At 63.9% G+C, this 25,741-nt stretch carries 22 protein-coding genes; 14 read left to right on the top strand and 8 right to left on the bottom strand.

The features are described from left to right. Positions 1-30 precede the first annotated feature (30 nt). A complete protein-coding gene (locus tag AUL39_RS03600; RefSeq protein ID WP_059054100.1) occupies positions 31-606 on the bottom strand; it encodes a DUF5714 domain-containing protein in 576 nt (191 codons plus the stop codon). Between the two features lie 156 nt (positions 607-762). On the opposite strand from AUL39_RS03600, the gene AUL39_RS03605 reads away from it, so the two are divergent. After that, a complete protein-coding gene (locus AUL39_RS03605) occupies positions 763-2,010 on the top strand; it encodes an MFS transporter (RefSeq protein ID WP_082667206.1) in 1,248 nt (415 codons plus the stop codon). Between the two features lie 24 nt (positions 2,011-2,034). Here the strand turns inward: AUL39_RS03605 and AUL39_RS03610 are convergent, their stop codons facing one another. Then, positions 2,035-2,790 (bottom strand): alpha/beta fold hydrolase, encoded by a 756-nt coding sequence (locus AUL39_RS03610; RefSeq protein ID WP_059053686.1) that lies wholly within the window; start codon positions 2,788-2,790, stop codon positions 2,035-2,037. A gap of 153 nt (positions 2,791-2,943) precedes the next feature. Here AUL39_RS03610 and AUL39_RS03615 point away from each other — a divergent pair, with 153 nt between their 5' ends. Continuing rightward, positions 2,944-3,219 (top strand): hypothetical protein, encoded by a 276-nt coding sequence (locus tag AUL39_RS03615; protein WP_059053688.1) that lies wholly within the window; start codon positions 2,944-2,946, stop codon positions 3,217-3,219. Positions 3,220-3,511: 292 nt separating this feature from the next. Beyond that, positions 3,512-4,855: an ATP-binding protein gene (locus AUL39_RS03620; RefSeq protein WP_059053691.1), complete on the top strand. Its 1,344-nt coding sequence runs from the start codon at positions 3,512-3,514 to the stop codon at positions 4,853-4,855. A 215-nt stretch (positions 4,856-5,070) separates the two neighbouring features. Here the strand turns inward: AUL39_RS03620 and AUL39_RS03625 are convergent, their stop codons facing one another. From AUL39_RS03625 to AUL39_RS03645, 5 genes are all read right to left on the bottom strand, one after another. Then, positions 5,071-6,129 carry a ribonucleotide-diphosphate reductase subunit beta gene (locus AUL39_RS03625; RefSeq protein ID WP_059053693.1) on the bottom strand — a complete coding sequence of 353 codons (1,059 nt, stop codon included), beginning with the start codon at positions 6,127-6,129 and terminating at the stop codon, positions 5,071-5,073. A 70-nt stretch (positions 6,130-6,199) separates the two neighbouring features. Continuing rightward, positions 6,200-8,776, bottom strand: a complete 2,577-nt coding sequence (locus AUL39_RS03630; protein WP_059053694.1) for a ribonucleoside-diphosphate reductase subunit alpha — start codon at positions 8,774-8,776, stop codon at positions 6,200-6,202. A 518-nt stretch (positions 8,777-9,294) separates the two neighbouring features. Next, entirely contained in the window at positions 9,295-9,723 is a 429-nt protein-coding gene (locus tag AUL39_RS03635) for a hypothetical protein (protein WP_059053696.1), read from the bottom strand. A gap of 64 nt (positions 9,724-9,787) precedes the next feature. Then, positions 9,788-11,347: a DUF438 domain-containing protein gene (locus tag AUL39_RS03640; RefSeq protein WP_059053698.1), complete on the bottom strand. Its 1,560-nt coding sequence runs from the start codon at positions 11,345-11,347 to the stop codon at positions 9,788-9,790. Between the two features lie 423 nt (positions 11,348-11,770). After that, complete coding sequence (locus tag AUL39_RS03645) at positions 11,771-13,303, bottom strand: DEAD/DEAH box helicase (protein WP_082667207.1); 1,533 nt, start codon at positions 13,301-13,303, stop codon at positions 11,771-11,773. A gap of 219 nt (positions 13,304-13,522) precedes the next feature. On the opposite strand from AUL39_RS03645, the gene AUL39_RS03650 reads away from it, so the two are divergent. The 11 genes from AUL39_RS03650 (at position 13,523) to AUL39_RS03700 (ending at position 23,470) form a co-directional block, all read left to right on the top strand. Then, a complete protein-coding gene (locus AUL39_RS03650; RefSeq protein WP_059053699.1) occupies positions 13,523-14,044 on the top strand; it encodes a helix-turn-helix domain-containing protein in 522 nt (173 codons plus the stop codon). 182 nt (positions 14,045-14,226) lie between these two features. After that, on the top strand, positions 14,227-14,958 hold the full coding sequence (locus tag AUL39_RS03655) for a VUT family protein (RefSeq protein WP_059053701.1): 732 nt from the start codon (positions 14,227-14,229) through the stop codon (positions 14,956-14,958). Then, on the top strand, positions 14,955-15,689 hold the full coding sequence (locus AUL39_RS03660; RefSeq protein ID WP_235810744.1) for an SDR family NAD(P)-dependent oxidoreductase: 735 nt from the start codon (positions 14,955-14,957) through the stop codon (positions 15,687-15,689). Before AUL39_RS03655 ends, AUL39_RS03660 begins: the two co-directional genes overlap by 4 nt. Positions 15,690-15,695: 6 nt before the next feature. Next, positions 15,696-16,298 carry a pentapeptide repeat-containing protein gene (locus AUL39_RS03665; RefSeq protein ID WP_059053703.1) on the top strand — a complete coding sequence of 201 codons (603 nt, stop codon included), beginning with the start codon at positions 15,696-15,698 and terminating at the stop codon, positions 16,296-16,298. Between the two features lie 188 nt (positions 16,299-16,486). Continuing rightward, on the top strand, positions 16,487-18,454 hold the full coding sequence (locus AUL39_RS03670) for a DUF4012 domain-containing protein (protein ID WP_059053705.1): 1,968 nt from the start codon (positions 16,487-16,489) through the stop codon (positions 18,452-18,454). Positions 18,455-18,581: 127 nt separating this feature from the next. Further along, positions 18,582-19,328, top strand: a complete 747-nt coding sequence (gene amaP, locus AUL39_RS03675) for an alkaline shock response membrane anchor protein AmaP (protein ID WP_059053707.1) — start codon at positions 18,582-18,584, stop codon at positions 19,326-19,328. A 2-nt stretch (positions 19,329-19,330) separates the two neighbouring features. After that, a complete protein-coding gene (locus AUL39_RS10880; protein WP_082667208.1) occupies positions 19,331-19,741 on the top strand; it encodes a DUF2273 domain-containing protein in 411 nt (136 codons plus the stop codon). 58 nt (positions 19,742-19,799) lie between these two features. Next, entirely contained in the window at positions 19,800-20,372 is a 573-nt protein-coding gene (locus tag AUL39_RS03685) for an Asp23/Gls24 family envelope stress response protein (RefSeq protein ID WP_082667209.1), read from the top strand. A 3-nt stretch (positions 20,373-20,375) separates the two neighbouring features. Continuing rightward, a complete protein-coding gene (locus AUL39_RS03690) occupies positions 20,376-21,725 on the top strand; it encodes a Mur ligase family protein (RefSeq protein WP_059053708.1) in 1,350 nt (449 codons plus the stop codon). Beyond that, a complete protein-coding gene (locus AUL39_RS03695) occupies positions 21,718-22,497 on the top strand; it encodes a type 1 glutamine amidotransferase (RefSeq protein WP_059054115.1) in 780 nt (259 codons plus the stop codon). The genes AUL39_RS03690 and AUL39_RS03695 overlap by 8 nt, the downstream gene beginning before the upstream one ends. Before the next feature lie 61 nt (positions 22,498-22,558). Further along, complete coding sequence (locus AUL39_RS03700) at positions 22,559-23,470, top strand: ribokinase (protein ID WP_059053710.1); 912 nt, start codon at positions 22,559-22,561, stop codon at positions 23,468-23,470. Positions 23,471-23,536: 66 nt separating this feature from the next. Here the strand turns inward: AUL39_RS03700 and AUL39_RS03705 are convergent, their stop codons facing one another. Beyond that, positions 23,537-25,660, bottom strand: coding sequence for a DUF6541 family protein (locus tag AUL39_RS03705; RefSeq protein WP_160327017.1), 2,124 nt, complete (start codon positions 25,658-25,660; stop codon positions 23,537-23,539). Positions 25,661-25,741: the final 81 nt, after the last annotated feature.

Genomic DNA, 25,741 nt, shown 5'->3' on the forward strand with positions numbered 1-25,741 from the left:
CGAGCCAGGCTGTCGCCCCCCAGGTCTGCGCTAGCCCCTGCTTGTGGGGAAGAACGGGCACCGCTCGCCCAGGCACTGGGCGTTCTGCTGGTGGAACTCGCAGCGGACGTCGTCCTTCTCGAGGCAAACGCCAAAGCGCTCGCGTATGTAGTCGACGGCGGTTTCCAGCGAGACGTACGCGTCGCGCTTGCAGCAACGCGGCCCGCCGATGCGCGAGAGGGCCTCGAGCGCGCGGGACGTGTACACCATGTGGCTGCCCCACGAGTCGTCGCTCGTGAGCGGGCCGGTCCCCTCAAGGATCGAGAGCGCTGCGCCAACGGATGCCGTGGCGCCGCACACCCCCCAACGGCCACACATGGCGCCGGGCATCTGCAGGCCGCGCGACATGAGCTCGGCAAGCGCCGAGGGAAGGTCGACCTCCCCGCCGGCGTTGCGGTACGCGGTGAGCACGGCCGCGCCGTCGAGAACGTGGTGCTCGGGTCCGTGCATGCGCACGAAGTCCCTGCGTGCGACATTGCGGAAGACCTCGTAGGGGCTCGCGCTCCTCTCGCCCAGGCAGGCGTCGACAATCCTCTGTCCGCGTTCCTCCAGTGTGAGCTCGCCCATGCGTCCTCCCAGCGTTGCGTTGCAAAACGGCTTCATGGTACCCCTGCGGCAGCGGTGCGCACCACCTGGTGCGAGTGACGGTCCCTAGACACCCTCGCCCGCGCGTGCTATAGTCTCGCCCCATTTTCGTTCTGGCGAGAAGGACGGAGCCTCGACGTGGATGACCAGGAAACCAAGAGCCCGCAGGAGGCCGTGCGCCCTAACCCCGCGTGGCGGCGCCGCTACTACACCATCCTAGCGGGTCAGGCAGTCTCGCAGGTGGGAAGCTCGGCGGTGCAGTTTGCGCTGGTCTGGTTCCTTGCGCAGGAAACGGCGTCGCCCGCTGCGATGGGACTTGCGGGCCTCGCGGCGTTCCTACCCGGCGCGATCCTCTCGCCTGCGGCCGGAATCGTGGCAGACCGCCACAACCGAAAGCGCGTCTGCATCGCGGCGGACCTTGCCGCGGGCATCATGGCGACGGCGTTTGCGCTGGCAATGGGCTCGTGGGGCGTCTCGGTCGCCGCAGTGATTGCGCTTCTCGCCGCCCGTGCGGCAGCGGCCTCGTTCCAGGCTCCCGCGATGCAGGCGATGGTACCGCAGGTCGTGCCCGCCGAGTCCCTTGTTGAGGCCGGCGGCATGGCGCAGGCCATAAGCAGCGCCTCCTATATTCTTGGCCCCGTTGTTGGCGGTGCGCTCTTTGCGGCGCTCCCGCTGGCGCTCATCCTGGTGACGGACCTCGTTGGTGCGGTGGCTGCCGCCGTCACGCTGGGCATTGTCCCCGTGCCCGACCATCGTGCGGAGGGGGAGCGCCCCAAGCTCCACCCCGTCCGCGAGCTGCGCGATGGCCTCTCGGTCTTCTGGGAGGACCGCGTGCTCACGCAGGTCATAGTCTCCCTTCTCGTGTTCATGGTGTTCTTCATGCCGCTCTCGTCCTTCTATCCGCTCATGACCAGCGACTTCTTTGGGCTTGGGGCCTTCGAGGGGAGCCTCGTCGAGATGAGCTGGGCGCTGGGGATGCTGGTGGCGGGCATCGCGGTGGCGAAGGCCAACCTCAAGAACGAGGTTCGCGCGTCGTTCTGGGCAACGGTGGCTCTGGGCGCGACCTGCCTTGCCTCGGGGCTGCTGCCCCGGAGCTTTGGCGGCTGGGTGGCGTTCGTTGTTCTCTGCGGCGCGATGGGGGCAACCGCGACCTGCTACGACGTGCCAATCGTGGCGTACATGCAGAAGAGCATCGCGCCCGAGAAGCTTGGCCGGGCCTTCTCGGCGTTCCAGATTGTCTCGATGATCTCGACGCCCATTGGCCTTGCCGTTGCTTCACCCGTTGCGGAGGTCCTTGGCGTGAGCGCGTGGTTTGGCATCAGTGGCGTGGCGATTGTGCTGCTCGGCGCCGTGATGCTGGTGCTGGAGGGTCGGGCAAGGCGATAGGGGAGACTGGCGCCCTGCTTGGCCCTACTCGCCCTGCGTGAACGCGGCAACGGCGTTTGCGGTGAGCCCCTGCTGCTCCTCGACGCTTATCGTGGCAACTCCGTCGCCGTCCTGCGCGCCGTAGTCGCCAAACTGGGCGTGGTTGCCGCCCTCGATCACAAGCTCCGCGTAGTCGTCCGGCCGCAGGTCGGCATGGGATTGCAGCTTGTCTACCTCGCCGTCCTCGGAGCCGTAGACGCTCAGCATCCTAAAGCCCGGCGCGCGCAGGCACTTGGTGGGGTACGCGGCGAGAACCACCAGCCCGTCAAGCTCGCTGGTGTGGTCGGCGGCGTAGACGGCGGCCATCGCGCCGCCAAGGGAGTGACCGCCCACGTACCAGTGGCTGTAGTGGTACTCGTTGCTGCCAATGATTGAGTCTGCGGCGTTCATGTCGAGAAACGCAAAGTTGAGCGGCATACGCACGAGAAACACGTCCGTTCCCTTCTCGGCGATGCTTTCTAACTGGGCTGCGTAGGCCTCGCACTGGACCTTGCCGCCGGGATAGAACACCAGCGCGTCCTCTGTGCCAGGCCCATCAAAGAGGTAACCGTTTGCGGTTGCTGTCACGCGGACGGAGTCGCTTCCCGCGAGCGCAGCCTCCGCACGCGTGGTTGCCCGTGAGTAGGTGCTTGCGTAGGCGAGAAAGGCGACCACGACGATTGCGAGCACCGCGAGCAGCCCCAGCGCTACGCGACGGAGCTTGACGTGCGTCTTTGCCTTTGCGTGGTTCTCGTTTGACATGGGTCTCCTCTGCTTGTTTTGCTGCCCCCATGGTAACGGAGCACGCGCGCTGCTCCCCCTCGCGCGTGGAGCCGCCGTGGAATTGCGAGCTGCGGTATAGCGTTTGCCTCGTGCGGATAGAATGGCTCCGGTCACTTCGAGAAGGGAGAAATCATGGCAGAGCAGGAAGTCGGACCGATTGGCTCGTCGAGCAGCAAGGCCGCTAACGAGAAGATTCTGGCGCTGGTGCCCGAGGAGAGCGTGAAGCGGATTCCGTTCTTCGTGCGCAAGCACGCGCTGAGCAAGACGTTCGAGAAGATCGAGCTTGAGCATCCGGACCTCTACGCCATCGCGGCGCAGGAGGGCGAGCTGCCGGCTGACGCGCGCGAGCAGCTGAGCCAGATCGTGAACGGGATCTTCGAGCAGAAGTTGAAGAAGCACAACCTATAGGCGGAGTGCAGCGACGGCAATAGGCGCTGCAGCGACGGCGGTCTTTATTGGCGGGCGGCTCCGGAGGAGGGGTCGCCTGCTTTTCTCAGCTGGGGACCGATCAGTGACGTCTTGATAGCATGAAGTTTCGCAGACAGCCAAAAATTGACGTTTAAGATTTCGCAAATAGCCAATTATGGCTGTATCCGATATCGCAAATCGCCAATACCGTCTGTTTGCGATAGAGTATGAGACGTATCCCACACTACCAGACCGTTACGTCATCACAGATTCTTTTTCGGGGGGCATCGTTATGAAGCGTGCGGCAATGAGCGATCTTGAGCGGTGGGCAAAGTCTCCAAAACGCAAGCCGCTTGTTGTGACTGGCGCGCGACAGGTGGGAAAGACCTGGCTTGTCCTGGAGTTTGGTCGCGAGCACTTTGATGCCGTCGCGCACGTGACGTTTCTTGACAACGAGGTAATGAAGAACGTGTTTGCAGGATCGCTTGATCCTGCTCGTCTTCTCACGGCGATCTCGGCATATACCGGAACCGATGCCTCCAACGGGCGTACCCTCGTGTTCTTCGACGAGATTCAAGAGTGCCCGCGTGCCATTGCGTCTCTCAAGCAGTTCTGCGAATTGCGCCCAGACATTCCCGTTGTTGCAGCGGGGTCTCTCCTGGGCGTCGCCATGAGCAGGCTCTCCTCGCAGCAGGAGGATGCCCAGCGGATTTCGTGGCCGGTTGGCAAGGTCGACTACCTCGACATGCATCCCATGACCTTCAAAGAATTCGTGGAAGCAATGGGCGAGCCACGACTTTCCCAGCTACTCGGAAGGGATTCGCTCGACCTGGCAAGTGCGCTTGGCGAGAAGTACGAGGATTTGCTCAAGCTCTATCTCTACATCGGCGGCATGCCAGAGGCGGTGCAGGCATATATCGACACGCGCCTTCTTGGTGAATCGCGTAAGGTGCAGAAAAGATTGCTTCGTGACTATGAGTTCGATTATTCGAAGCACGTCTCGGCTCCGGCGGATTCCGAGCGAATTCGAGAGGTCTGGCGCTCCGTTCCCACACAGATTTCGCGCGAGACTGGCATCAATAAGTTCGCGTATTCTAAGGTCAAGGCGGGTGGTAGGGGACGAGAGTACAGGGATGCGGTCTCCTGGCTTGTCGATGCTGGCTTGGTCACAAGGGTGCCAAGGGTTTCTCGGCCTGGCATCCCGCTTCTTACGTACTTCGAAGACCGCTCCTTCAAGCTGTTCCTTCTCGACGTGGGTCTTCTAGGTGCTGCCTATGGCCTTGACCAGGACGTTATTGTGCGAGGTGATTCCCTCTACGCCCAAGGCAAGGGTGCCTATGCCGAGCAGTACGTGTGTCAGCAGCTTGTGGCGAGCAATTCTTGCGTTCCGTATTACTGGTCCGCTGACGGAAGGACGGATAAGGCCGAGGTGGACTTTGTCTACGAATGTCAGGGAAAAGTGATTCCGCTTGAGGTGAAGTCCGACGACAACGTGCGCAGCAGGAGTCTTGCCAAGTTCTCCAAGGAATTTGGGATAGAGAGGTGCCAGCGGCTTTCTCTGCGCGGCTACAAGGACGAGGGATGGCTCGTAAATCTGCCTCTCTTTGCTGCCGACGTGCTTCCTGACGCGTTGTGAGGAAGACAGTCGCGGCGGTGGCGTGAGACGCGCTTTTCGTGCCGGAGGTCGATACACATTCGTTGTCCGAATGTGTATCGACCTGGGCGCGTCACAGATTCGGGTACGAATGTGTATCGGCGAGAAGCGCGGTCGTGCGTGGCAGCGGGGCATCCGCCCGCCCCGGCCGGCGAGAAGCACGGCCGCGCGGCGGTGCCCCGCAATCGTCCGCGCCCCTACAGGTCGTCTACCAGGGCCGTTGACTTTGCGTACGCGGTCGAGCACGCCTCGAAGAAGTCCGTCTTCACCATGTTGGCGTTGCTGTACTGCGAGACCCAGGCCATGTCTGCCGGTTCCTCGGCAAACTCCGGGTAGAGTTGCCCCATCCCCAGCGAGCTCCAGCGAAGGTTGCCCAGGTAGTGGATGTAGTCGCTCACCTGCTGCCCCGTGAGGCCGGGAATCTCGTCGCCAATCACGTACTGGCCCCACGCGACCTCCTGGCGTACACCCTCCTCGAGCATCTGCTGCAGGTCGTCGACGGCCTTGGGCGAGAAGAGCTGCGGTTCCTCTCGCTGTAGCTCCAAGATCATGTTGCGGAACAGCCACAGGTGGGTGTTCTCGTCGCGGTTGATGTAGCGGATCTCCTGCGCGCTTCCGGGCATCTTGCCGTTGCGCGCCAGGTTGTAGAAGAACATGAACCCCGAGTAGAAGTACACGCCCTCGAGAATGAAGTTCGCCATCATCACGCGCAGGAGGGTCGGCGCGTCTTGGCGTTCCTGGAACTCGTTGTAGAGGTTGCCGATGAACGTGTTTCTCGCCAACAGGTGCTCGTCGGTCTTCCACTGGTAGAGGATGTCGTTGCGCTGCTCGGGGCTGCAGATGGTGTCAAGCATGTACGAGTAGCTCTGTGAGTGCACGCACTCTTGGAAGGTCTGGATGTGCAGGCACAGGTTGACCTCGTTTGCGGTGATGAACTCGCCGATGCTGGGCAGGTTGGCCGTCTGCAGCGAGTCCAAGAAGACGAGAAACGAGAGGATCTTGTCGTACGCGGTGCGCTCGGCGGGCAGGAGGTTGGGGTAGTCTTTCACGTCCTGCGAGAGGTTAATCTCCTCGGGGATCCAAAAGTTGTTCATAGCCTGGCGATACCAGTTCGTGGTCCAGGAGTACTTCACGTTGTTGAAGTCGTTGAGGTTGGTGGTGTTGCCGCCGATGAGGCGCCGTGCGCGCACGTCGGTGTCGCCGTTGGGGTTGAAGAGCGCCTTGGGCGAGAGGCGCGTGTTGTCAGCTTGCTGCATGGTTGCCTTTCTGATGTGGATGGGGTGCTGCGGGGGCGGCGGATCGGGGGGCGTGACTCAGGCGGGGCCGCTAGCTGGAGCAGCTCTCGCACTCCTCGACCTCGAGCGACTTGCTGCGCACGTAGTAGACGGTCTTGACGCCGTCGCGCCAGGCTTCGAGGTAGAGGTCGAGCACCTGCCGCATGGTGTACTCGTTGGTGATGTAGAGGTTTACCGACTGCGCCTGGTCAATGTGGCGCTGTCGCACGCCCGCGGCGCGCATGCTCCACGTCTGGTCGATCATGTGCGCCGGCTTGTAGTACCACCAGGTCTGGTGCGAGAGCTCGGGTGCCACGCGCGGCAGCATGGAGCCCTTCTTCTCCTCGAGGAAGAACTTGCGCATCACGGGGTCGAGCCCGGCCGTGGTGCCGGCAACGATTGAGGTCGAGCTGGTGGGGGCCACGGCGAGCAGGTACGCATTGCGCATGCCGTGAGCGGCCACGCGGCTTGCGAGCTCACGCCACGCGGGCGACGTGTAGCCGCGCTTCTCGAAGTATGCTCCTGTCTGCCAGTCCGAGCCCTCGAACTTCTCGTACGCGCCGCGCTCCTCGGCCAGCTGGCAGGAGGCCTCGATGGCGTGGCGGTTGATGCGCTCGAAGACGTCATCGGCAAAGTGCAGGTGCTCCTCGCTCTCCCACATGATGCCGCGCTTGGCCAGCATGTGGTGGTAGCCCGAGACGCCCAGGCCAACCGAGCGGTAGCGCCTGTTGGTGACCTTGGCGTAGGGGAGGGCGTAGAAGTTGAGGTCGATCACGTTGTCCAGGGCACGCACGGCAGTCTGTACGGTGCGAGCAAGGCGAGCGTCGTCCTCGACGGGCAGGCGGCCCAGCGAGAGGCTCGCGAGGTTGCATACCACAAAGTCGCCGGGGCGCGTGGTGGTCACCACCACGGTGTCGCCGTCTTTGGTCACGACCTCCTGCGAGACGCTCTGGATCTCGCTTGTGTTCTGGGCAATCTCGGTACAGAGGTTGGAGCAGTAGATCATCCCTGCGTGCGGGTTGGGGTTCGCGCGGTTCACGGTGTCGCGCATGAACGCGAACGGCGTGCCCGTCTCGACGGCGCTGCGCAGCACCAGGCGCACGACGTCCTTCACCGTGACGGTACGTTTGGGGATACGCGGATCGGAAACGCACTCGAGGTAGCGGCGCTCCCACTCCTCGCCAAAGTAGTCCTCCAGCGCGTAGCCCTTCACCGTGAGGATGTCGTGAGGGCACATGAGGTGCCAGGGCTGGTCGAGGTCCTGCTCGGCCATGCGCCAGAACAGGTCCGGGTAGCAGACGGCCGGGAAGACGTCGTGCGCCTTCATGCGGTCGTCGCCGTTGTTGGTGCGTAGTTGCAGGAACTCTGGCAGATCGCGGTGCCAGGCGTCCAGGTAGACGGCCACGGCGCCTGCGCGCACGCCGAGCTGGTCCACGGCCACAGCAGTGTCGTTGATCACGCGGATCCAGCGCACCACGCCGCCGGCAGCGCCCTCGAAACCGCGGATGCTTCCGCCCTTGGCGCGGACTTTTCCGAGGTACATGCCCATGCCGCCGCCAAACTTCGAGACCATGGCAAAGTTGTCCACGCTACGGTAGATGCCCTCGAGGCTGTCGGGGACGGTGTCGATGAAGCAGCTCGAGAGCTGGTGGTGCGGCTTTCGCGCGTTCGACATGGTGGGCGTGGCCATGGTGACCTCGAGCCGGCTGAGCATGTCGTAGAAGCGGCGCACCCACTCCATGCGTGCCTCCGGGCGTTCGCGCAGGGCGAGGTGCAGCGCGATGCCCATGAACATCTCCTGCGGGGACTCCAGGGGCACGTGGTCGTGGCTGCATATCACGTAGCGCTTGAGCAGCAGGTCAAGGCCGGGGTAGTCAAGCAGCTCGTCGCGCGTGGGGTCGAGCCAGGACATGGCCTGGCCGATCTCCTCGCGCGAGTAGTTCTCAAGAATGTAGCTGCCGTAGAGGCCCTGGTCGGTGAGGTAGCGGATCTTGTCGTAGAGGCTGGTCAGGCCGCGGGCTTGCTCCTCCTTGGCAAGGCGACGCTGGGCGACAAAGGAGAGGAGGCGACCGGCGATGAGGCCCCAGGCGGGAGCCTCTGGTGTCGTGAGCTCGACGGCGGCGCGTACCAGCGCATTTTCTCGGTCGTCGGCGGACATCGAGGGCTTGGCGAAGCCCTGGAACTTGGCTGCGAGCGCAGAGAGGGGGTAGGTGGTGGGGTCAAAGTCGCGCGAGATCTTGGCGAGAACGGCGTCCAAGTCGCGGGCAGCGCCGGATGCGCCGGCGGGCTGGCTGGCGCCGGTGCCTGCGGGCTCGGCGAGCGCCAGCGCGCAGATGGAGCGGCGGGCTGCGCGCAGCTCCGCGCGGCGATGGCGGTAGAGGATGTAGGCCTTAGCGGCGTCGTAGTGGCCGGTTTCCATGAGCGTGCGCTCTACCAGGTCCTGGATTTGCTCGACCTCCGTTGCGCCCGTTGCGACGAGGGCTTGCTCCACGCGTGCGAGGAGCGCCTCCAACGCGGACGCGTCGCTGGCAACGGGGTCTGCCGTCTCGGCGAGTGCTTTGCCCATGGCGCGGGCGATTTTCTGTCTGTCGTAGGCCTCGATGCGGCCGTCTCGCTTGGTTACCTGCATGTGATCCCCGATCTGCGGCGCGGGTGCCGCGTGTGCGTGAGCTGGGCGACGGGCGGCGCGCTGAATGCGTGGTGTCTCCGCTTTGCTCGCGGTTGGTCGGCCGTCCAGCCGTCGGGAATATATGCTATCAGATTAGTGACAATAAATGCCAGTGGTTGTGGTTAGTTTGTTCGACAACACAATATGCAGTGGTTAGTGGATGAACGAATGGGATCGATGAATGTCGGTGTTCTTTTGCATGTACAAAAATGCCTTATCGAACGGGATGCAGCAAGATCGAAAATCCCGTCCGATAGGACCTTTTTATGCGTCAGCCCGGTATCCCGCTTCAACGTAGTCTTTGTGTTTCGCGGAAACCACGCGCCGGATCCCTATTTTCTGCATGCGAGTGCTCCGGCGCGTACGCCAGCAGGAGCCAACTCTAGGAGATGCGCGATTCGGCCAGGATGGCTATTTCACGAGAAGCGGCGCCCAGAACTAGCCTGGGCGCCGCTATATTGCAAGTAAGGTGTCTGCGGCTACGCGCGCGGGGCTGCGGCGAGCTGCGCGCCGACCTTCTCGTCATCGCCGGTCTCGAGGGCCGCCAGCGAGCGATAGAGCCAAGAGGTGTCCTCCGGCGAAAGGGTCTCGGCGTTTGCGCTGGCAGCAAAGCCAAACAGCGCGTCGAGAAGCTGCTTGCCGGTAGGGGAGAGGGCCGCGACGTCCGTTCCGACGTGGGCAGGCACTCCGCGGTGACCGGAGACGTGCTCGACGAAGCCGCGCACCTGCGCGACGCGCTGCTCCAGGTTGGCCTCGGGCTCGGCCACGCTGGCGGCGCTGAGCGCGTCGAGAACCACCTGCGCGGGAGTTCCACAGGGGACAAAGCCAGGTGCGTCGTCCATGGCGGCGGTGATGGTTGCGCCAAGAGCGACGGTGGCCCCGGCGAGCTCGTTCTGGATCTCGTTCATGTGCTGCTCCTTTAATCTTACGGTTCGATGTTTTATCTTGTGACGCGCGGAAAACCCGCGACGCCTATGCCTTGAAGTGGTCTCGCGCGAACCCCATGCGCTGGACCACCTCCATGGTGCCAACGTAAGAACCCTCGCGGTCGCGCACGGCCATGTAGCGCACCAGCACGGGCTCGCCCTCCTTCTCCATCCAGATGTCGACGGAGTCCTGCTCACCGCTCTTGAGCGTGGCGATCACATGGCGCACCATCTCCTGGATCTTGGGCGGGTGGCAGCTCCAGACCTCGCGGTCCAGCGCCGAAGACGGGCGCTTGAAGAGCTTCTTCTCACCGTCGTCGTTCCAGTAGCGGTTGATATCGGTGTCGTCGACGAAGGTGATCTCCAGCGGGATGGTGTTGAGCATCGCGTCGAGCTGGGCGGGGGTCAGGCGGCCGGTGGGCAGCTGCACCGCGCCCGCGGCATCAGCCTGGTCCTGGTTGTCCGTGCCCTTCTCGGCTGCCGCCGCGCGCTGCTGGCAGTACTCCTCACCCGCGCCCCAGGTGCCGGCATCATCAATGAGGCACAGGTCATAGCCCTTGAGGTCGGCGTACATCTGGAGCCACTCGTCGCCCGAGAAGTTCTGAGCGCACAGGGGCAGCAGGATGTTTGCCTCCTTGTAGACCATCTCGTCGGCGCGGGTGAGGACCTTCTCGGCACGCTCGAGCCAGGCCGCGTCCTGCTCCTTGGCGCCGAGAAGCGCGCGCAGCTCGGCGCGGATCTCGTCGTCGACGCCCCACATGACGTCGGAGGGGCCGGAGTAGCCGTGGCGGACCTTGAGGACGGGGTAGAGGAGGTCGCCCTTCTTGGCATAGTGGACGCCCAGCTGGGAGAGGGTGCGCAGCTCATCCATGGCGTCGGGGGTACCCAGCGCCGCGCGCGTGCGGGCGATCTGCTCGGAGATGGCCTGGTTCTCGAGGGAGAAGACGTGCATGGGGTGGCCGGGGAGGTTGGTGAGGAACCTCGTGTTGAGGTCACCCGCGCCCTGCGTGAGCGAGCCCATCACCGCCTCCTCGGCGTTGGCGATCTTTTCCTCGCGGGTGGTGCCGTGGAAGAGCGCGGAGTGGACGTCGCAGAGGCGCTGGACGTCGTCGATCTTCGCGCCGCCCTCAATGAGGCCCTGCTCGGCGCGGGCAATCTCGCCGGCGTCCACGTCGCTGAAATTCGCGACAAAGTCCGCGCGCACATCCTCGAGCGACTCGCCGGACGAGAGGCGCGCGATGTAGCTCTCGAGGAGCTTTGCGCGGCCGGCCTCGTCGAGGCCTTCGACCTTGGTGCCGAGAGGGGTGTCTGCCTGCTGGTTGATGGTGGCGTCTGCCTTGGGCGCGGCTTCGGTGGCGGGCGCGTCCTGGCTGGCGCCTGCGCCCTCGACCGTGAAGCCGGCGGCTTCGAATGCCTTCACGGCGTCGTCCAGGCTGATGCCCTTGATGGAGCACCCGCGCGGAACGGTCATCACGCGGCCAACCGTGTTGAGTGCGGCGGGCTTGGCAATATCCGTAAAGCCGAGGCTCACCATGACCTGGGTGAACTCGGGGAATTCCTCGGCGAGGTCGTGAACGCTCTTGTTGAGGTCAAGTATCTTGCTCATGGCTGCTCCTGGTCTCTTGGCCAGGCCGTAGGGCCTGGTGCGCCGTGCCGCGGGTGGTGGTGTTTCGCGGACTAGCGCCGTTTGTCGGGGCCAGCATATGAGAGTAAGGAGCAGCAAACTGTTGTGGTCACAACTTCTATAATAATTACGCTGCATCGAAAGGGCCTTCGTTGCACATTTTTCGCGTTCCGTGCGCCGAACTGCCCTTCGTTACACGTAGTTTAGGCATTAGGTGAAGTACAGATAATGCATGTTGTGTGCGAAAAAATTGGATGACACAACATATTGTGCCATCCAAGAGTCGATACTTTGAAATCTCAAAAAGTTGCGTGTAACGAAGGGCAGTTCGGCGCAGCGGAGAGCATTTTCGTGTAACGAAGGGCTGTTCGATGCAGTGCGGTGGCCCAACCGTCGCCAATAGACCTAGCGACGCGCCATGCCGCCATGGTCGCCGGGGTGGCGTCGGCCCTGTGGCCTGCCTGCCCTGCCAGCGGCTTCGGGTCTCTTCGCCTGAGTGCGCTGCCGGGATGCGGTTTTGCTGCGACGACGGCCCGCCTTGGGCTTCTCGGGCGGAATGGCGGCTGCTGCTGGAATGCTCTTGCTGGTCGCACGCTGCGGCTGCGCCTTGCGCTGGGAGCGGCTCGCCACAATCTCTGCGGTGCGTGCCATGCGCTCCTCGCGTCGCTCGTCTACGAGCTTCTTGCGCTCCTTCTTGCCGGGAAGACGGTCCGTTGGCGTGCGACCGGGGTCAAGTACCAGCGGCTTCTCGCCTAGGGCGATGCCCTGCGCACGCGGGTACACAGGGATGTTCTTGCCCATGAGCCGCTCGATGTCGCGAAGGTCGAACTCCTCCTCGGGCGTGGCGAAGGTGAGCGCCCAGCCATATTCGCCCGCGCGTCCGGTGCGTCCAATGCGGTGAATGTAGTCCTCGGCGTCCGAGGGCACGTCGAGATTGACCACATACGACACGTTGGGGATGTCGATGCCGCGTGCCAGGATATCGGTGGCTACCAGCACGCCAACCTCGCCGTCGGCAAAGCGCCTCAGCGCGCTGGCACGCTGGTTCTGGTTGCGGTTGCCGTGGATGGGGGCGCACTCGATGCCGGCCTTGCGAAGGCGCCGGCAGACGGCGTCGGCGCGGTGCTTGCCGCGCACAAAGACAATCACGCGCTCTGCGCCCTCGCGATGCAGAATCTCGATGAGGGCGTCGTTCTTGGCCTCATGCGAGATGGGCAGAACATACTGGTCAATCGTCTCGGCGGCTGTGCCCTTGTGCGCAATCTCGATGCGTACGGGGTTGTTGACCAGCGACTTGGTGTTGTCCAGCACGTCGTCGGAGAGCGTTGCCGAGAAGAGCAAGGTCTGGCGCGAGGCGGGCGTCTTGGCCACGATGCGGCGCATGTCGGGCAGGAAGCCCATGTCGAGCATGCGGTCCGCCTCGTCCAGAACCAGGGTCTCTACCTGCGAGAGGTTGCAGTCGCCCGAGTTGATGAGGTCGATAAGGCGCCCCGGCGTGGCAACCACCAGGTCACACCCCTTGCGGAGTGCGGTGCGCTGCGGCTCGTAAGAGACACCGCCTACGAGGACCGTTGCCGTGTGCCCCGTGCGTGCGCATATGGCGTTTGCGACCTCCTCGATCTGGGCGGCAAGCTCGCGCGTGGGCGTGACCACAAGCATGAGCGGCCCTTGCCCGTGGCGCGCGTGGCCCAGGCGGTCGAGTGCGGGAAGCAGGAAGGCGGCCGTCTTGCCGGTGCCGGTCTGTGCGGCGGCCATGACGTCGGTACCTGCGAGAACGGCGGGAATTGAGGCAGCCTGGACTGGCGTTGGTGCCTCATAGCCCATGTCGCTCACGGCGGCAAGGGCGCGGTTGGAGAGGCCGAGATCCTCAAAGCGGGTGGGGAGGTCCTTCTCGGCAGTGATGGTGGTTGATGCGGTGGTGCTGCGGCGCTTGGCCATGAAGTGGTGCTCCTAACAACGGGAAAACGTGCGAGGGACTAGCTTACGCGATTCCCCGCGTGCACATCGAGTCACCATCTTCGAGCACAGCACATACAAAAACACCAGGTAGACGGCACGACAGTTCTGCTGTCGTGCCGTTTTTGCCCATGCAAGCTATGCTTTCTTGTGTGGGGTCTTCGCCCGGGTGATGCTGGGCCCAGGAGGGGAGAGGAACCGATGGAATTTGGCGAGAGGGTCAAGGCCGTGCGCACGGGCGCGGGCCTTACGCAGGAGCAGTTCGCGTCGCGCCTTGGGGTGACGCGGCAGGCGGTCTCCAATTGGGAGAACGGCCGCAACCTGCCCGACATCGAAGTGGTCATCGCCATCTCCCAGACGTTCGGCGTCTCCCTTGACGAACTCATCCTGGGAGGAGAAGACATGACACGTAAGACTGGCGAGCAGAACGACATGGCCGACAAGCTCATCCGTGACGGCAGCGAGGGCAGGTGGATGCGCATGAGCCTCACGATGTCCATCGTGGGAGCGGTGCTCATCGTGGTCGCGGCGGTGCTGGCCGTGGTGGCCGAGATCTCGGTGAGCTACGTGGACGCGAGCGGCATGCTGCACGAGGACTTCTGGCTGGTGCCCGTGAGCTACGCGTGTGCGGCGGCGGGCGTGCTGGTGGTGCTCGCGAACTTTGTCGCGCAGCTGCGACGCCGGAAGCGTCTGACGGGCTCGTATGGGCCTCTCGGGAGGTAGCGAATCCGTACGCGGGCGCCTCGCGCGATGGCGCACGCGCTTTCGGTTCCCGAGAAGGTGGCTTGATTTTCACCAAGCGGCAACTACGGTTCCTGCGCTAGTATGTTTTCCGGCCGCACGGGCGGCCCTCCAAGCAGTCCCAGGTAAAACCTGCTTGCTGATCCAAAACCGGGAGACAGCGCATGCTCAAGCGAACCCTTGAGGACTACAAGGTCCTCCTCAGAAACATCCCCAGTGGTACCGTTACGCTCTTTGTGGTGAGCGTCATCGTGATGAACCTCCTCGCGAACAAGGAGCTGGTGTCGCTCCCATGGCTGGCGCTCGATTGCGGCATCACCGTGAGCTGGGTGAGCTTCCTCTGCATGGACATGATCTGCAAGCGCTTTGGAGCCAACGCTTCCATTAAGGTGAGCGTTCTCGCCGAGGTCATCAACCTGGCCGTGTGCCTGCTCTTCTGGCTCATGAGCCTCACGCCCGGCATGTGGGGAGCCTACTACAGCACGGACAGCATCCAGGTGAATGACGCGCTCAACGCCACCTTTGGCGGCACCTGGTACGTGGTGTTTGGCTCGACCGTCTCCATGCTCTGCTCGTCTGTCGCGAACTCGCTGCTCAACGAGGGGATTGGCCGTAGGCTCAAGAAGAACACCTTTGGGACCTTTGCGCTGCGCTCCTACGTGAGCACGATGGTGGGCCAGTTTGTGGACAACTTTGTCTTTGCCACCATCGTGAGCCACACCTTCTTTGGCTGGACCTGGGCGCAGGTGGTCATGTGCTCGCTCACAGGCGCGCTCGTTGAGCTTGCATGCGAGGTGTTCCTCTCGCCGGTGGGCTTCCGCGTGGTTCGCAGCTGGGAGCGCGAGGACGTGGGCGAGGACTACCTGCGCCTGCATGCCGCGGAGGCCACGAGATGAGACAAGGGGACACTCCCTTTGTCTCATTGCCGCTTGACGCTGGGGGACGTTCGCTGGACGTGCTGGTCACAGGCACGTCGCGCGGCATCGGCCGGGGAACGGCGGAGCTCTTCCTTGCGCGCGGGCATCGCGTGTGGGGGCTCGACGTGCTTCCAGCTTCGATTGAGCATCCGCGTTACCAGCATTTTGTTGCCGACGTGCGGGGCCGAGAAGCGCTGCCGGCAGACCTTGCGCCGCAGGTCATCGTGAGCAACGCGGGCGTGCAGGACAGCGGGGCGGACATCGACGTCAACCTCAAGGGTGCCATCAACGTGTGCGAGCGCTACGCATTTGCGCCGGGAGGTCGCGCGCCTGCGTCGCAGGTGCGCGCCGTTGTGCTGGTGGGCTCCTCGAGCGGCCACACGGGCGCGGAGTTCCCCGAGTATGCCGCTTCGAAGGGTGGCGTGCTTGCCTACGCCAAGAATCTCGCTCAGCGCCTGGCACCGCAGGCCACCTGCAACAGCGTGGATCCCGGCGGCGTCTTGACCGAGCTCAACCGTCCCGTGATGGACGACCCCGTGCTCTGGGAGCGCATCATGTCCCTCACGCCGCTGCGCCGCTGGGCGACGCCCGAGGAGATTGCGGAGTGGATCTACTTCGTTGGTGTGACTAACCGCTTCATGACGGGGCAGAACCTCCTCATCGATGGCGGCGAGGCCGGAAGCTTCGACTTCGTGTGGCCCGAGGAGTAGAAGACTATGAGCGAGTTGCTCGAAGCCATAGCCCAGGGTGACGGGGATGTTCGCGGCTGCGTGTTTGTGGGGGAGGACCTCTCGGGAGAGAACCTGGGCCACGTGGAGTTTGAGGACTGCACGTTTGACGGCTGCGTTCTTGCGTCTGCGCGCATGGAGCGCCCTAGCTTCGAGCGCTGCACGCTCACGGGCTGCGACCTGGGCAACATTGCTGGCAATACCGGCTTCTGGCGAGACTCGCGGGCGTCCGAGTGCCGCCTGGTTGGCGCCGACCTCCACAAGTCCGTCTTGGTGCGCACGCGCTTCACGGGCTGCAACCTCTCGTACGTGGGCCTTGCCGAGTCAAAGCTCGAGCGCGTCTCGTTTACCAATTGCAACCTGCGCGAGGCGTCCCTCTCGCAGCTTCGCCTGCGCAGCCGGCTGCTCCTCGAGGGCTGCGACCTCACGCGCGCAGAGATCTTCCAGACGCGCCTTGCGGGCGTCGACCTTACCAGCTGCAACATCGCGGGCATCCGCATGAGCGACACGTTTCGCGAGCTGCGCGACGCCACCGTGGGTATCGACCAGCTGCCCGACCTCGCGGGCTTGCTTGGAGTAAAGCTGCGATAAGACAAAGCATGAGACAAAGGAACCCCCCTTTGTCTCACATGCCCGTTGTCTGGACCTTGCCAGCTGGCGCCCTTGCCGGCGCGTGACACGCGTATCTTAAAATCGCATGCGAGAATGTCGAGCAGGCAAAAGCAGCAAAAGGTGGCTCGCCGGCCCAGCACGCGGTCGGCTTTCGTATTGGGGACAGTATGGCAGAGAGCCCACGCGGTGCGCACTTCGCAAAGCCAGATAATCCTAAGGACGCAGGAGACGAGCAGTTCAGCCGCCCCTCCGCAGGCGATACCTCGGGCTTTGAGGACACCTATCAGTCCTCTGACGAGCAGTTCTCTGACGCTGACCAGCAGCATGGCTTCGTGGAGAACCAGGTGACCACGCCCTTCGAGCCCCTGTCGCAGATGAACGTGTACCTAGACGACCACAACCAGCCCAATCGCGGCAAGAAGTCTCATCACCCCGGCCGCGTGGTGCTCGTGATTGTTCTCGCGCTTGTTGCCGTTGTTGGCGCGTGCGGCTTCCTCCTCTACCGCTCGGCCCAGGCGGTAGAGGCTGATGCCAAACAAATCACCTCAGCTGCCTCCTCCATGAAGGAGAATCTCACCTCCGGTGACGGTGACATGCTGCTCGCCAATGCCAACTCGTTTGCCAGCGCAGCGGCGGACATGCACCAGGAGACCAGCGGCGCTCTTTGGGGCGTTGCCTCCACCCTGCCCGTTGTTGGCCAGGATGTAAAGAACGCGCAGCAGCTTGCGAGCATTGCGGATGACATGGGCTCCAAGGTCCTTGTGCCCATGTCACAGAGTCTCTCGGGGGTCTCCATGTCCTCGCTGCTCTCTGACGGCAAGGTGGACGTGGACGCCATCCAGAGCCTTGTAGATGCGCTATCCAATGTCTCGCCCACAATCTCTGACTGCTTGCAGCGCGCAAACGACATCCAGTCGGGCTCCATCGCACAAGTAAATAACTACGTGGAGAAGGCCCAGGACCTTCTCTCGACCGCGGACGAGGCTGCTCAGACGGCCAACAAGATTGCACCCAGCCTGCCCGGGCTTCTCGGTGCGAACGGAACCACGCGCACCTACCTCATTGTGGCGCAGAACAACTCCGAGCTGAGGGCCACGGGCGGCCTAGCTGGCGCTCGCATCCCCGTCACCGTTTCGGACGGGGCTATTAGCCTGGGCGAATCGGCCTCTCTGAGCGATGGCTTTGACGTCAACATCAACATCACCGACGAGGAGCGCGCCCTTCTCGGCGACGCACCGGCAATTGCTGCCTCCTGGTCAAACTTCACGCCGGACTTTACCCACGCTGGCGCCTATCTTGCCGAGGGCTGGAACCAGTACCACAGCGACCAGCAGGTGGAGGGCGTTATCGCAGTCGATCCTGTGTTCCTGCAGAACCTCCTTGCGCTTACCGGCGGCGTGGTGGCGTCCGACGGAACCGCCGTCGACGGCACCAACGCGGCACAGGTGCTGCTCTCGGACATCTACTGGAAGTATCCCGAGGGTGCAAAGCAGGACGCGATGTTTGCCGAGGTGGCAGGCCTCTGCTTTAACCAGCTCATGACCTCTCTGGGCTCGGTGGGGCTGGATGACCTCGCAAAGCTCATCCGCCAGTCTGGCGAGGATCGTCGCCTCCAGGCGTGGATGGCGGACGACACGGAAGAGGCCGCCATGAAGGAGCTGGGGGTTGCGGGCGAGCTTGGCAGCGACCCGACCCAGCCCGTGCTTGGCGTCTACGTGAACGACAACACCTGGGCAAAGATGGACTGGTACATGGACCTGCGCACCACCGTTGGGGCGGCAAACCAGAACAGCGACGGCACCACCACGTATGACGTGACCACCACCATCACCAACCGCATGACCGATGAGGAGGCGGCATCTGCGCCGGCATACATTACCGGTGGCTCCGACATGACCTCTGGTGCAGGCGACATGGTCTCTCTCGTGATAGTTCTTGGTCCGGCAGGTGGAACCGTCTCTGGTCTTGACAATCGCGGCTCCAATGGGCAGCTCGAAGGGCTCGATGGGCACTACTTTGGCGTGAGCACCAAGCCTGGCGAGACGGCGACCATCGAGTACCAGGTGACAACTGCTGCCGGGGCAAGCGCGCTCCAGGTGCGCCAGACACCCACGGCACGTACGTTCACGGACTAAGGTTGCGCTCCTGCGGGCAACGGCCCGCAATCTGGCAGCCTAATTAGTGTCGCGCCAAAGGGGTATGCTCTTCTTTGTCAGGCCGACGGTCATGCCGTCGGGACGGCGCTCGACAGGGGAGTTGCGCATGGGTGGGTTCAAGCGCTTCTGCATGTTCGTCTTCTCGCTGTCAGGACTTCTGTGCCTGGCCGCGTTCGCGCTCACGTGGCTGGGTCCCTGGACGGCCCAGGCTTCGGCGCTCTTCTCGCTGCCGGAGTACTACACCGTGGTGGAGGTGCTGCTCCTCATCACGGTGGTTGGCCTGCTCATCTTGCTCTTTCGCTCGATTTTCTCGCGCCGGGTGCGCACCGTTGAGGTGACCACGGTCGACGGAGGCACCATTTCCGTCTCGCGCGACGCCATCGCGTCGCAGGCCACGCATGTGGTCGAGGCCGACGGCACCTGCTCAGCCGACCGCGTCTACGTGAGTGCCAAAAAGCGCGGGCACGTGCGCGTGCACGTTCGCGTGCTGCCGCACGAGAGCGTAGACGTGGTGCAAAAGGGCACGCAGCTCCACGAGGAGCTGGTCCAGGGCCTTACTGCCGTGTGCGGTGACAAGCTCGAGGACGTGAGCCTAGAGTTCGTGGAGCCCAAGGAGCCCACGGCTTCGCCGGCGGCGGGCGACGTGAGTGTGCCCACCTCATCGCAGGCGGTGTCGACTACCGTTGACCTCCCTGCGACGGACTATCAGGCGGAGCCCTATGACGAGGAGATCACAGCGTCCGTGCCGCAGACGGCGTCCTATGGTGCCATTACGGTTCCCATGGGTACGGGGCACGATGGAGGCGCTGCAACCGCAGACGATGACAACCACGACCAGAGCGGGGAGGCCTAGCCATGAGCGACGAGTTCACCAAGGCGCCTCGGGCGAAGGTCGAGGCAGAAGAGCCGCAGGTCCACCAGGTCGAGAAGGACGAAGAATCAACGCCGAGAAGTGCTGAGCAAAGCCCGTCACCTACGGGTGCGCCGCATGGGGACGCCGCAGGTGACGGCGTTGCGGACTCCCAGAACGGGGTTGGCAAGGCCTCTGCCTGGGTGAGCAGGACCTTCCCCGGTCACGAGAACGCCTTCTTGGGCGGCGTCTGCGGCTTCCTCGTTGCCATTGTGATGGCAGCTATCGGCTTCTGGCGCACCCTCCTGCTGGTGATTCTCGTGCTCATTGGCGTGGCCATTGGCCAGCAGGCAGACGGCGACCCCAAGATTCTGCGGACCCTGGGCAAGCTCTTTAGGGACCGTGACGGCCGCTAGGACTTGGGACCGCGCATCGTAACATCGCAAGCATCAGCCCATATCAAGAGGAGCGAGCATGGACACCGAGAACAGCAAGCGGGAGGCCGAGGCCCCGGTTGAGGCCGGCATTGTAGCCAGCACGGCATCAGCCGTCCAGCCCGAGCCCATCCAGGGCCAGGACATCGACATTGCGGAGGACTCTGATTCCGAGGACTCCCTCACGTTCTCCAACGGCGTCATCGAGAAGATCGTTGCCATCGCCATGCGCGACGTACCCGGCGTGGTGGGCATGAAGGGCAGCTGGCTCAACCGCGTGCAGGACGCGTTTGGCGCCTCCGACACCACGAAGGGCGTCTCGGTCGAGGTCACGCCCGAGAGCGCCGTCAAGGTGAACGTCTCGGTGCTTATCGAGTACGGCGCCTACGCGCCGCAGGTCTTCGAGGACGTCAAGAAGGCCATCGTGAAACAGGTCACGGGCATGACGGGCCTGGAGGTTGCGGGCGTCAACCTGCGCATCGAGGACGTGCTTACGCCCGAGGAGTACAAGCGCAGCGTCGAGGCCGAAAAGGATGCCGAGGAGGCCGCACCCGCCGCGGATGCCGCTGAAACCAAGGCTCCGGCAGCCGCCGAGCGCGGCGGGAAGGCGTAGCGCATGGGGGTTCGTAACAGCTGCGCCGTTGGCCTGGGGCGCCTTACGTCCTGGGGGCTGCGACGCGTGCTCCATCGCAACGCCTCGCAGATGCCCGGTAGGGTAGCTCTGGCGGTAGACCCCAACGCCATAGCGCACCTGGCGCCCAAGCTCTCTGAGGGCGCCATTGTGGTATGCGGCACCAACGGCAAGACAACCACCAACAACGTGCTGGCCAATGCCATCGAGCGTTCGGGCCGCACAGTTTTGTGCAACCGCGCGGGCGCCAACATGGCGGCCGGCGTTGCCGCTGCGCTGCTTCCCGGCAGCGGTGCGGACTGGGCGGTCATGGAGGCAGACGAGCTCTCGACCATCCACATCCTGCCGCAGCTGCAGCCCCGCTACCTGGTGCTTCTCAACCTCTTCCGCGACCAGCTCGATCGCGCGGGCGAGATAGACCACGTGCAGGACACCATCGTCGCTGCGCTTGCGGCCTCGCCCGCGACCACGCTTGTGGTGTGCGGAGACGACCCACTTTCTGTGGGCGTGGCGCTCCGCGCGAAGAAGGCGGGCACCAAGGTCCTGGCCTTTGGCATAGGGGAGGATCTCCATCTGCCGCCCGACCGCGTGCCCGAGGCACGCTTCTGCCAGGTGTGCGGAGCCGAGCTTGCCTACGACTACCGCGCCTACGCCCAGTTGGGCGCCTTCCGCTGTCCCAACGGCGATTTCGAGCGCCCCAAGCTCGACTTTGTTGCCACCGGCGTGCGCGTGGACGCCCACGGTGTGGCCTTTGGCGTGGCCTTTCCCGAGGGAGGCACGGCGCACGTCTCGGCGAGCTTTGGCGGCGTGTACATGGTCTACAACCTGCTTGCGGCCGCCGCGGCGGCGCACCTCGCCGGCGTAGATGCGGCCTCGTTCCAGGCGGCGCTCGACGGCTACCACCCCGAGAACGGCCGCCTGCAGCACTTCACGGTGGGTGGGCGCGAGGTGGTGCTCAACCTGGCCAAGAACCCCACGGGCTTCAACCAGAACATCTCGCTGCTTCAGACGGACACCCGCCCCAAGGCCGTCTTCTTTGTGATTAACGACGACTTCAACGACGGCAAGGACATCTCCTGGATTTGGGACGTCGACTTCGAGCGGCTGCTCTCCGAGAAGGACCTTCTCGCCTTTGCGGGCGGCCATCGCGCAAACGACGTGCAGGTGCGCATGAAGTACGTGGGCATCAAGGCGCCAGTGGCGTCTACCGTGGGCGAGGTGCTGGGGCGCCTTGGCTCGGTGCCGTTGGACAGGCCCCTCTACGTGCTGTGCAACTACTCCGCGCTGTGGCCAGCCAAGGCCGAGCTCGAGGGGATGGGTGAGCGCCATGACTAGCCAGGCCACAGAGAACACCACCCACAGGGGCGGCCGCACGCTGCGCATTGCCCACCTCTACCCGGAGCTCCTGAACCTCTACGGCGACTCCGGCAACATCCTGTGCCTGCGCCGCCGTATGGAGTGGCGGGGCATCACGCCGGACGTAATGGAGGTCCACGTAGACGATACGCCGTCCTTCTCGGGCGTGGACATCGCCTTCATTGGCGGCGGCTCAGACCGCGAGCAGCGCATTGTGTGCGACAAGCTCCTGGCCGAGCAGGCAGAGATTAGGGCCTTTGTGGAGGACGGCGGCGTGCTTGCGGCCGTGTGCGGCGGCTACCAGCTGTTGGGCTCGAGCTACCTCATGGCAGACGAGCGCGTGGAGGGCCTCTCGCTTGTGGACCTCTACACCGACCACGGTGACCCGCGCCTCATTGGCAACATCGTTGTGGAGAGCTCCATCTCGCCGCAGCCCATCGTGGGCTATGAGAACCACGCCGGCCGCACGCACCTGGGCGAGGGTGTTACCCCGCTGGGACGCGTGCTCTACGGTCACGGCAATGACGGCGTCACGGGCTACGAGGGCGTGCTCTACAAGAATGTGGTGGGCACCTACGTCCACGGGCCGCTCCTGCCCAAGAACCCCGGCGTCGCGGACTACCTCATAGCCCGTTCGATGGAGCGCAAGTACGGTACGACAGAGCTTGAGCCGCTCGACGATACCGAGGAGCTTGCCGCCAACCAGGTCATGTACCATCGACTCATGGCGGGAGAGGTCCAGGAGAGCTAACGCGTCGCGAATTGCCCGCGTGACCTGCGGGCCGCCGCGCAGCAAGAGGGATGGAGGACGCATGTCGAAGGTCATCGTCTTTGGGTCGCTCAACATGGACCTCTCGGTGAGCTGTCCCCGCGTCCCCGAGGCCGGCGAGACCATCATCGGCCAGGGCTTTCTTGCAAGTCCCGGCGGCAAGGGCGCCAACCAGGCCATGGCCTCTGCGCGCATGGGTGCCATCACGCACATGGTGGGCGCCGTGGGCAAGGACGTCTTTGGCACGCGCCTGGTGCAGTCGCTTGTGGAGGCGGACGTCCTCTGCGAGCGCGTGCGCGCCCTGAAGGACGTGCCCACAGGCACGGCCACCATCCTTCGTGCGCAGGGTGACAACCGCATTGTGGTGGACCCGGGCGCCAACGCCACCACCCATGCCGACGTGGTCTGCTCTGTCATCGATGACATCGCGGAGCCGGGCGACATCTTCCTCACGCAGCTCGAGTGCGACATGGACGCCACTGTGGATGCCATCGCCTACGCACGCGAGTCTGGCCTCTACACCATCTTGAACGCAGCACCGGCGGCGCCGCTCTCCTCGGACATCTACCAGTCGATTGACCTTCTCTGCGTCAACGAGACCGAGTGCCAGGCACTCACAGACATCTCTCCCGAGACCGAGAAGGGCTGCATGCGCGCGCTCATGGCCTTCTCGGCGCGTGGGGTGGCAACCACGGTCATCACACTAGGGTCGCGCGGGTCGGTCGCGCTTATCGCTGACGACATGTACCGCATGGAGCCCTATCAGGTGGACGCGGTGGACACCACCGCCGCTGGTGACACGTACCTCGGTGCCCTTGCGGCCCAGCTCTCCCATGGGCTCGATATCATCGACGCCATGCGCTGGGCCTCGGTGGCCGGTGCCCTGGCAACCACCCGCGAGGGTGCCCAGCGTTCTATCCCCACCCTCGCTGAGGTCGAGCGGCTGCTCGCGTGAGACAAAGGGAGTTTCCCTTTGTCTCATTCAAAGTCATCGATGAGACAGGGGGACTGTCCCTTTGTCTCATTTCTCCGTTGCGGTGATGCGGTAGAGCTTGTAGCCGTTCTCCTCGAGGACCAGCTCGAAGCCAGGCGTGTCGTCGGTAATGTAGTTGATGCCTCGCCACTTGGCGGCGTCGTAGGTGCCCTTCACGAAGGTGTTGTTGCGCTCGTCGGTGCTCATGACCAGCACGTAGCGCGCCCCCACGGACTCCACGGCCTGCTGCACCTGCGGGTCATCCGCAATGTTGTAGAGCCTCTGACGAATCACGCGACTCTGCCAGGTCTCGCTGCTCGAACCGTAACCCGAGTAGTAGCGGTAGTAGCAGCGCAGTCCCGTGACGCCATACCCCAAGACGCTGCCGTCGAAGGGCTGGTTGATGACAAGCTCGTCACCCACCAGGCGGTGGACGCTCTCCATGAAGTCCGTCTCCTGGTAGGTGAGCGGCGCGTCGTGGGAGTAGGCGCGGTAGGCGTAGCTTACGTAGGTGGCCCAGGGGCTGCTCTTCTCGTAGCTAAAGCCGTTGCGGGCCTGGCCAGGGTAGAAGAGCGCAAGCGGCACGTAGGCCGCAGCCACGACAAGCGCTGCGACCGCTGGAAGCGCGCGCCAGTTGCGCGCCGTCGTCAGGCGCACGAGCCTGCACGCACCCTCGGCCATGGCATCCAGCCCGTACGAGATGAGCGGCACCGAGAAGATCGTTGCCAAAGATCCAATACGGTAGGGGTCCGAGTACCAGTACCCAATGAGGACGGACCTAAAGGCGTCATCCGTCGAGCAGCAGGCCACGTACATCATGTAGGCGGCAATGGCGTAAGGCACCACAATCCAGCGCGTGTCTCGGCGAGAGATAAGAAGCACCCCGCCTACCAGCAGAATCGCCGCGGGAAAGAGCTGCTCGGCGTCGGGTGCGGGCCACATGCCACGCATGTAGCTCAGGTGCAAGACGTTGGCTATGGCACCGTCGCCCTCGGCGAACGAGTCCCAGTGGTAGCTCACGAGGTCGGCGAAGGCGGGGATCTTTGTGGCGCCAACCCAGACGATTACGAAGAAGACGGCAAAGAGCGTGGCGAGCGCACGCGGTCCAATGGTTGCCCGCGAGCCAAGCCTTATGCGGAGGCTGGAGCTGCCAAGCTGGGCAACAATCCACGGTGCCAGGAAGACTGCTATCGAGAAGACCACATTGGGGTGGAGAAGCACCGCGCCACAGGTTGCAAGAAACCAGGCGGCGAGGTGGCTCGCTGCCGCGCGGCGGCTGCCGCCCTGCATAAAGGCACGCATAAAGAGGGTGCAGAGGGCGGGCAGCATGGCAAACGCGGCAATGTTGGGGTAGACGGGCCCCCAGTTGCAGATGCCCCAGGGGAAGATGGTGAGCGTAAGCGACGCGGCGGTCCCAAGGGCCACCACGCGCGTGCGCCCCGGGAAGATGGTCGAAAGGAGAAGCAGCATGGAGAGCGGGTAGACCACGGCCATAAGGGCAAGGTTCACCGCGTTTATCGTGCTGGTCACGCTCGCATTGGTGGTAAGGGCAACGGTAGCGCACAGCACGTGCCAGCCCGAAGGGTAGTAGCCGGTTGGCTGAACGGCCACAAGTGCGTCGGACTCCGTGGAGTAGGAACTGCCGTCGAGCGGCGACATCGAGAGCGAGTCCATCATCGCGCGGATGGAATTGATGTGGTGCACCGAGTCGTAATCCTGGTGAAAGGCGTTGGGGGAGGGGAGTATCCCCGCGAGAAAGACGTAGCCTGCGGCTAGTCCTGCCACAAGGAAAAGGGCTACGAGGGCGGGGTGCACGGCTGGTGCGCCGTCACGTGCCCCGGGGAAGAAGCGGTTGCGGAGAAGTGTTGCCACAAGCAGCAGTGCGGAGGGCAGCCCCACCATCATGGCTGGCGTTGCCGGGACCTTTGCCATGGAAAGTACCTGGCCCATAACGCATATGACCGCCATGCCAAGCGGTGCTGCTGCGAGAAGGGCCGTCATGCGGGGGAGTCCCAAGGTGCGGCCAAGCAGGTACCCTGGCACGTCCAGGAAGAGCAGTGTCACAAACACCGTGAGGTAGAAGGAGAGCCACATATCCTGTTTTGTCCGCTTCGCTCGAGGGTGGACGCGCGCGGGATGTCCCGCGAGTTCAACCCTCCCATCGTAGTCCATGAGGATGCATACGGAACGCAATAACGTGGTGCATGATAGACTACCTGCTGGGCTGGCATACCGCCCGCCCCTTTTGTTGTC

This window comes from Tractidigestivibacter scatoligenes (genome assembly GCF_001494635.1).
Lineage (GTDB): Bacteria > Actinomycetota > Coriobacteriia > Coriobacteriales > Atopobiaceae > Tractidigestivibacter > Tractidigestivibacter scatoligenes.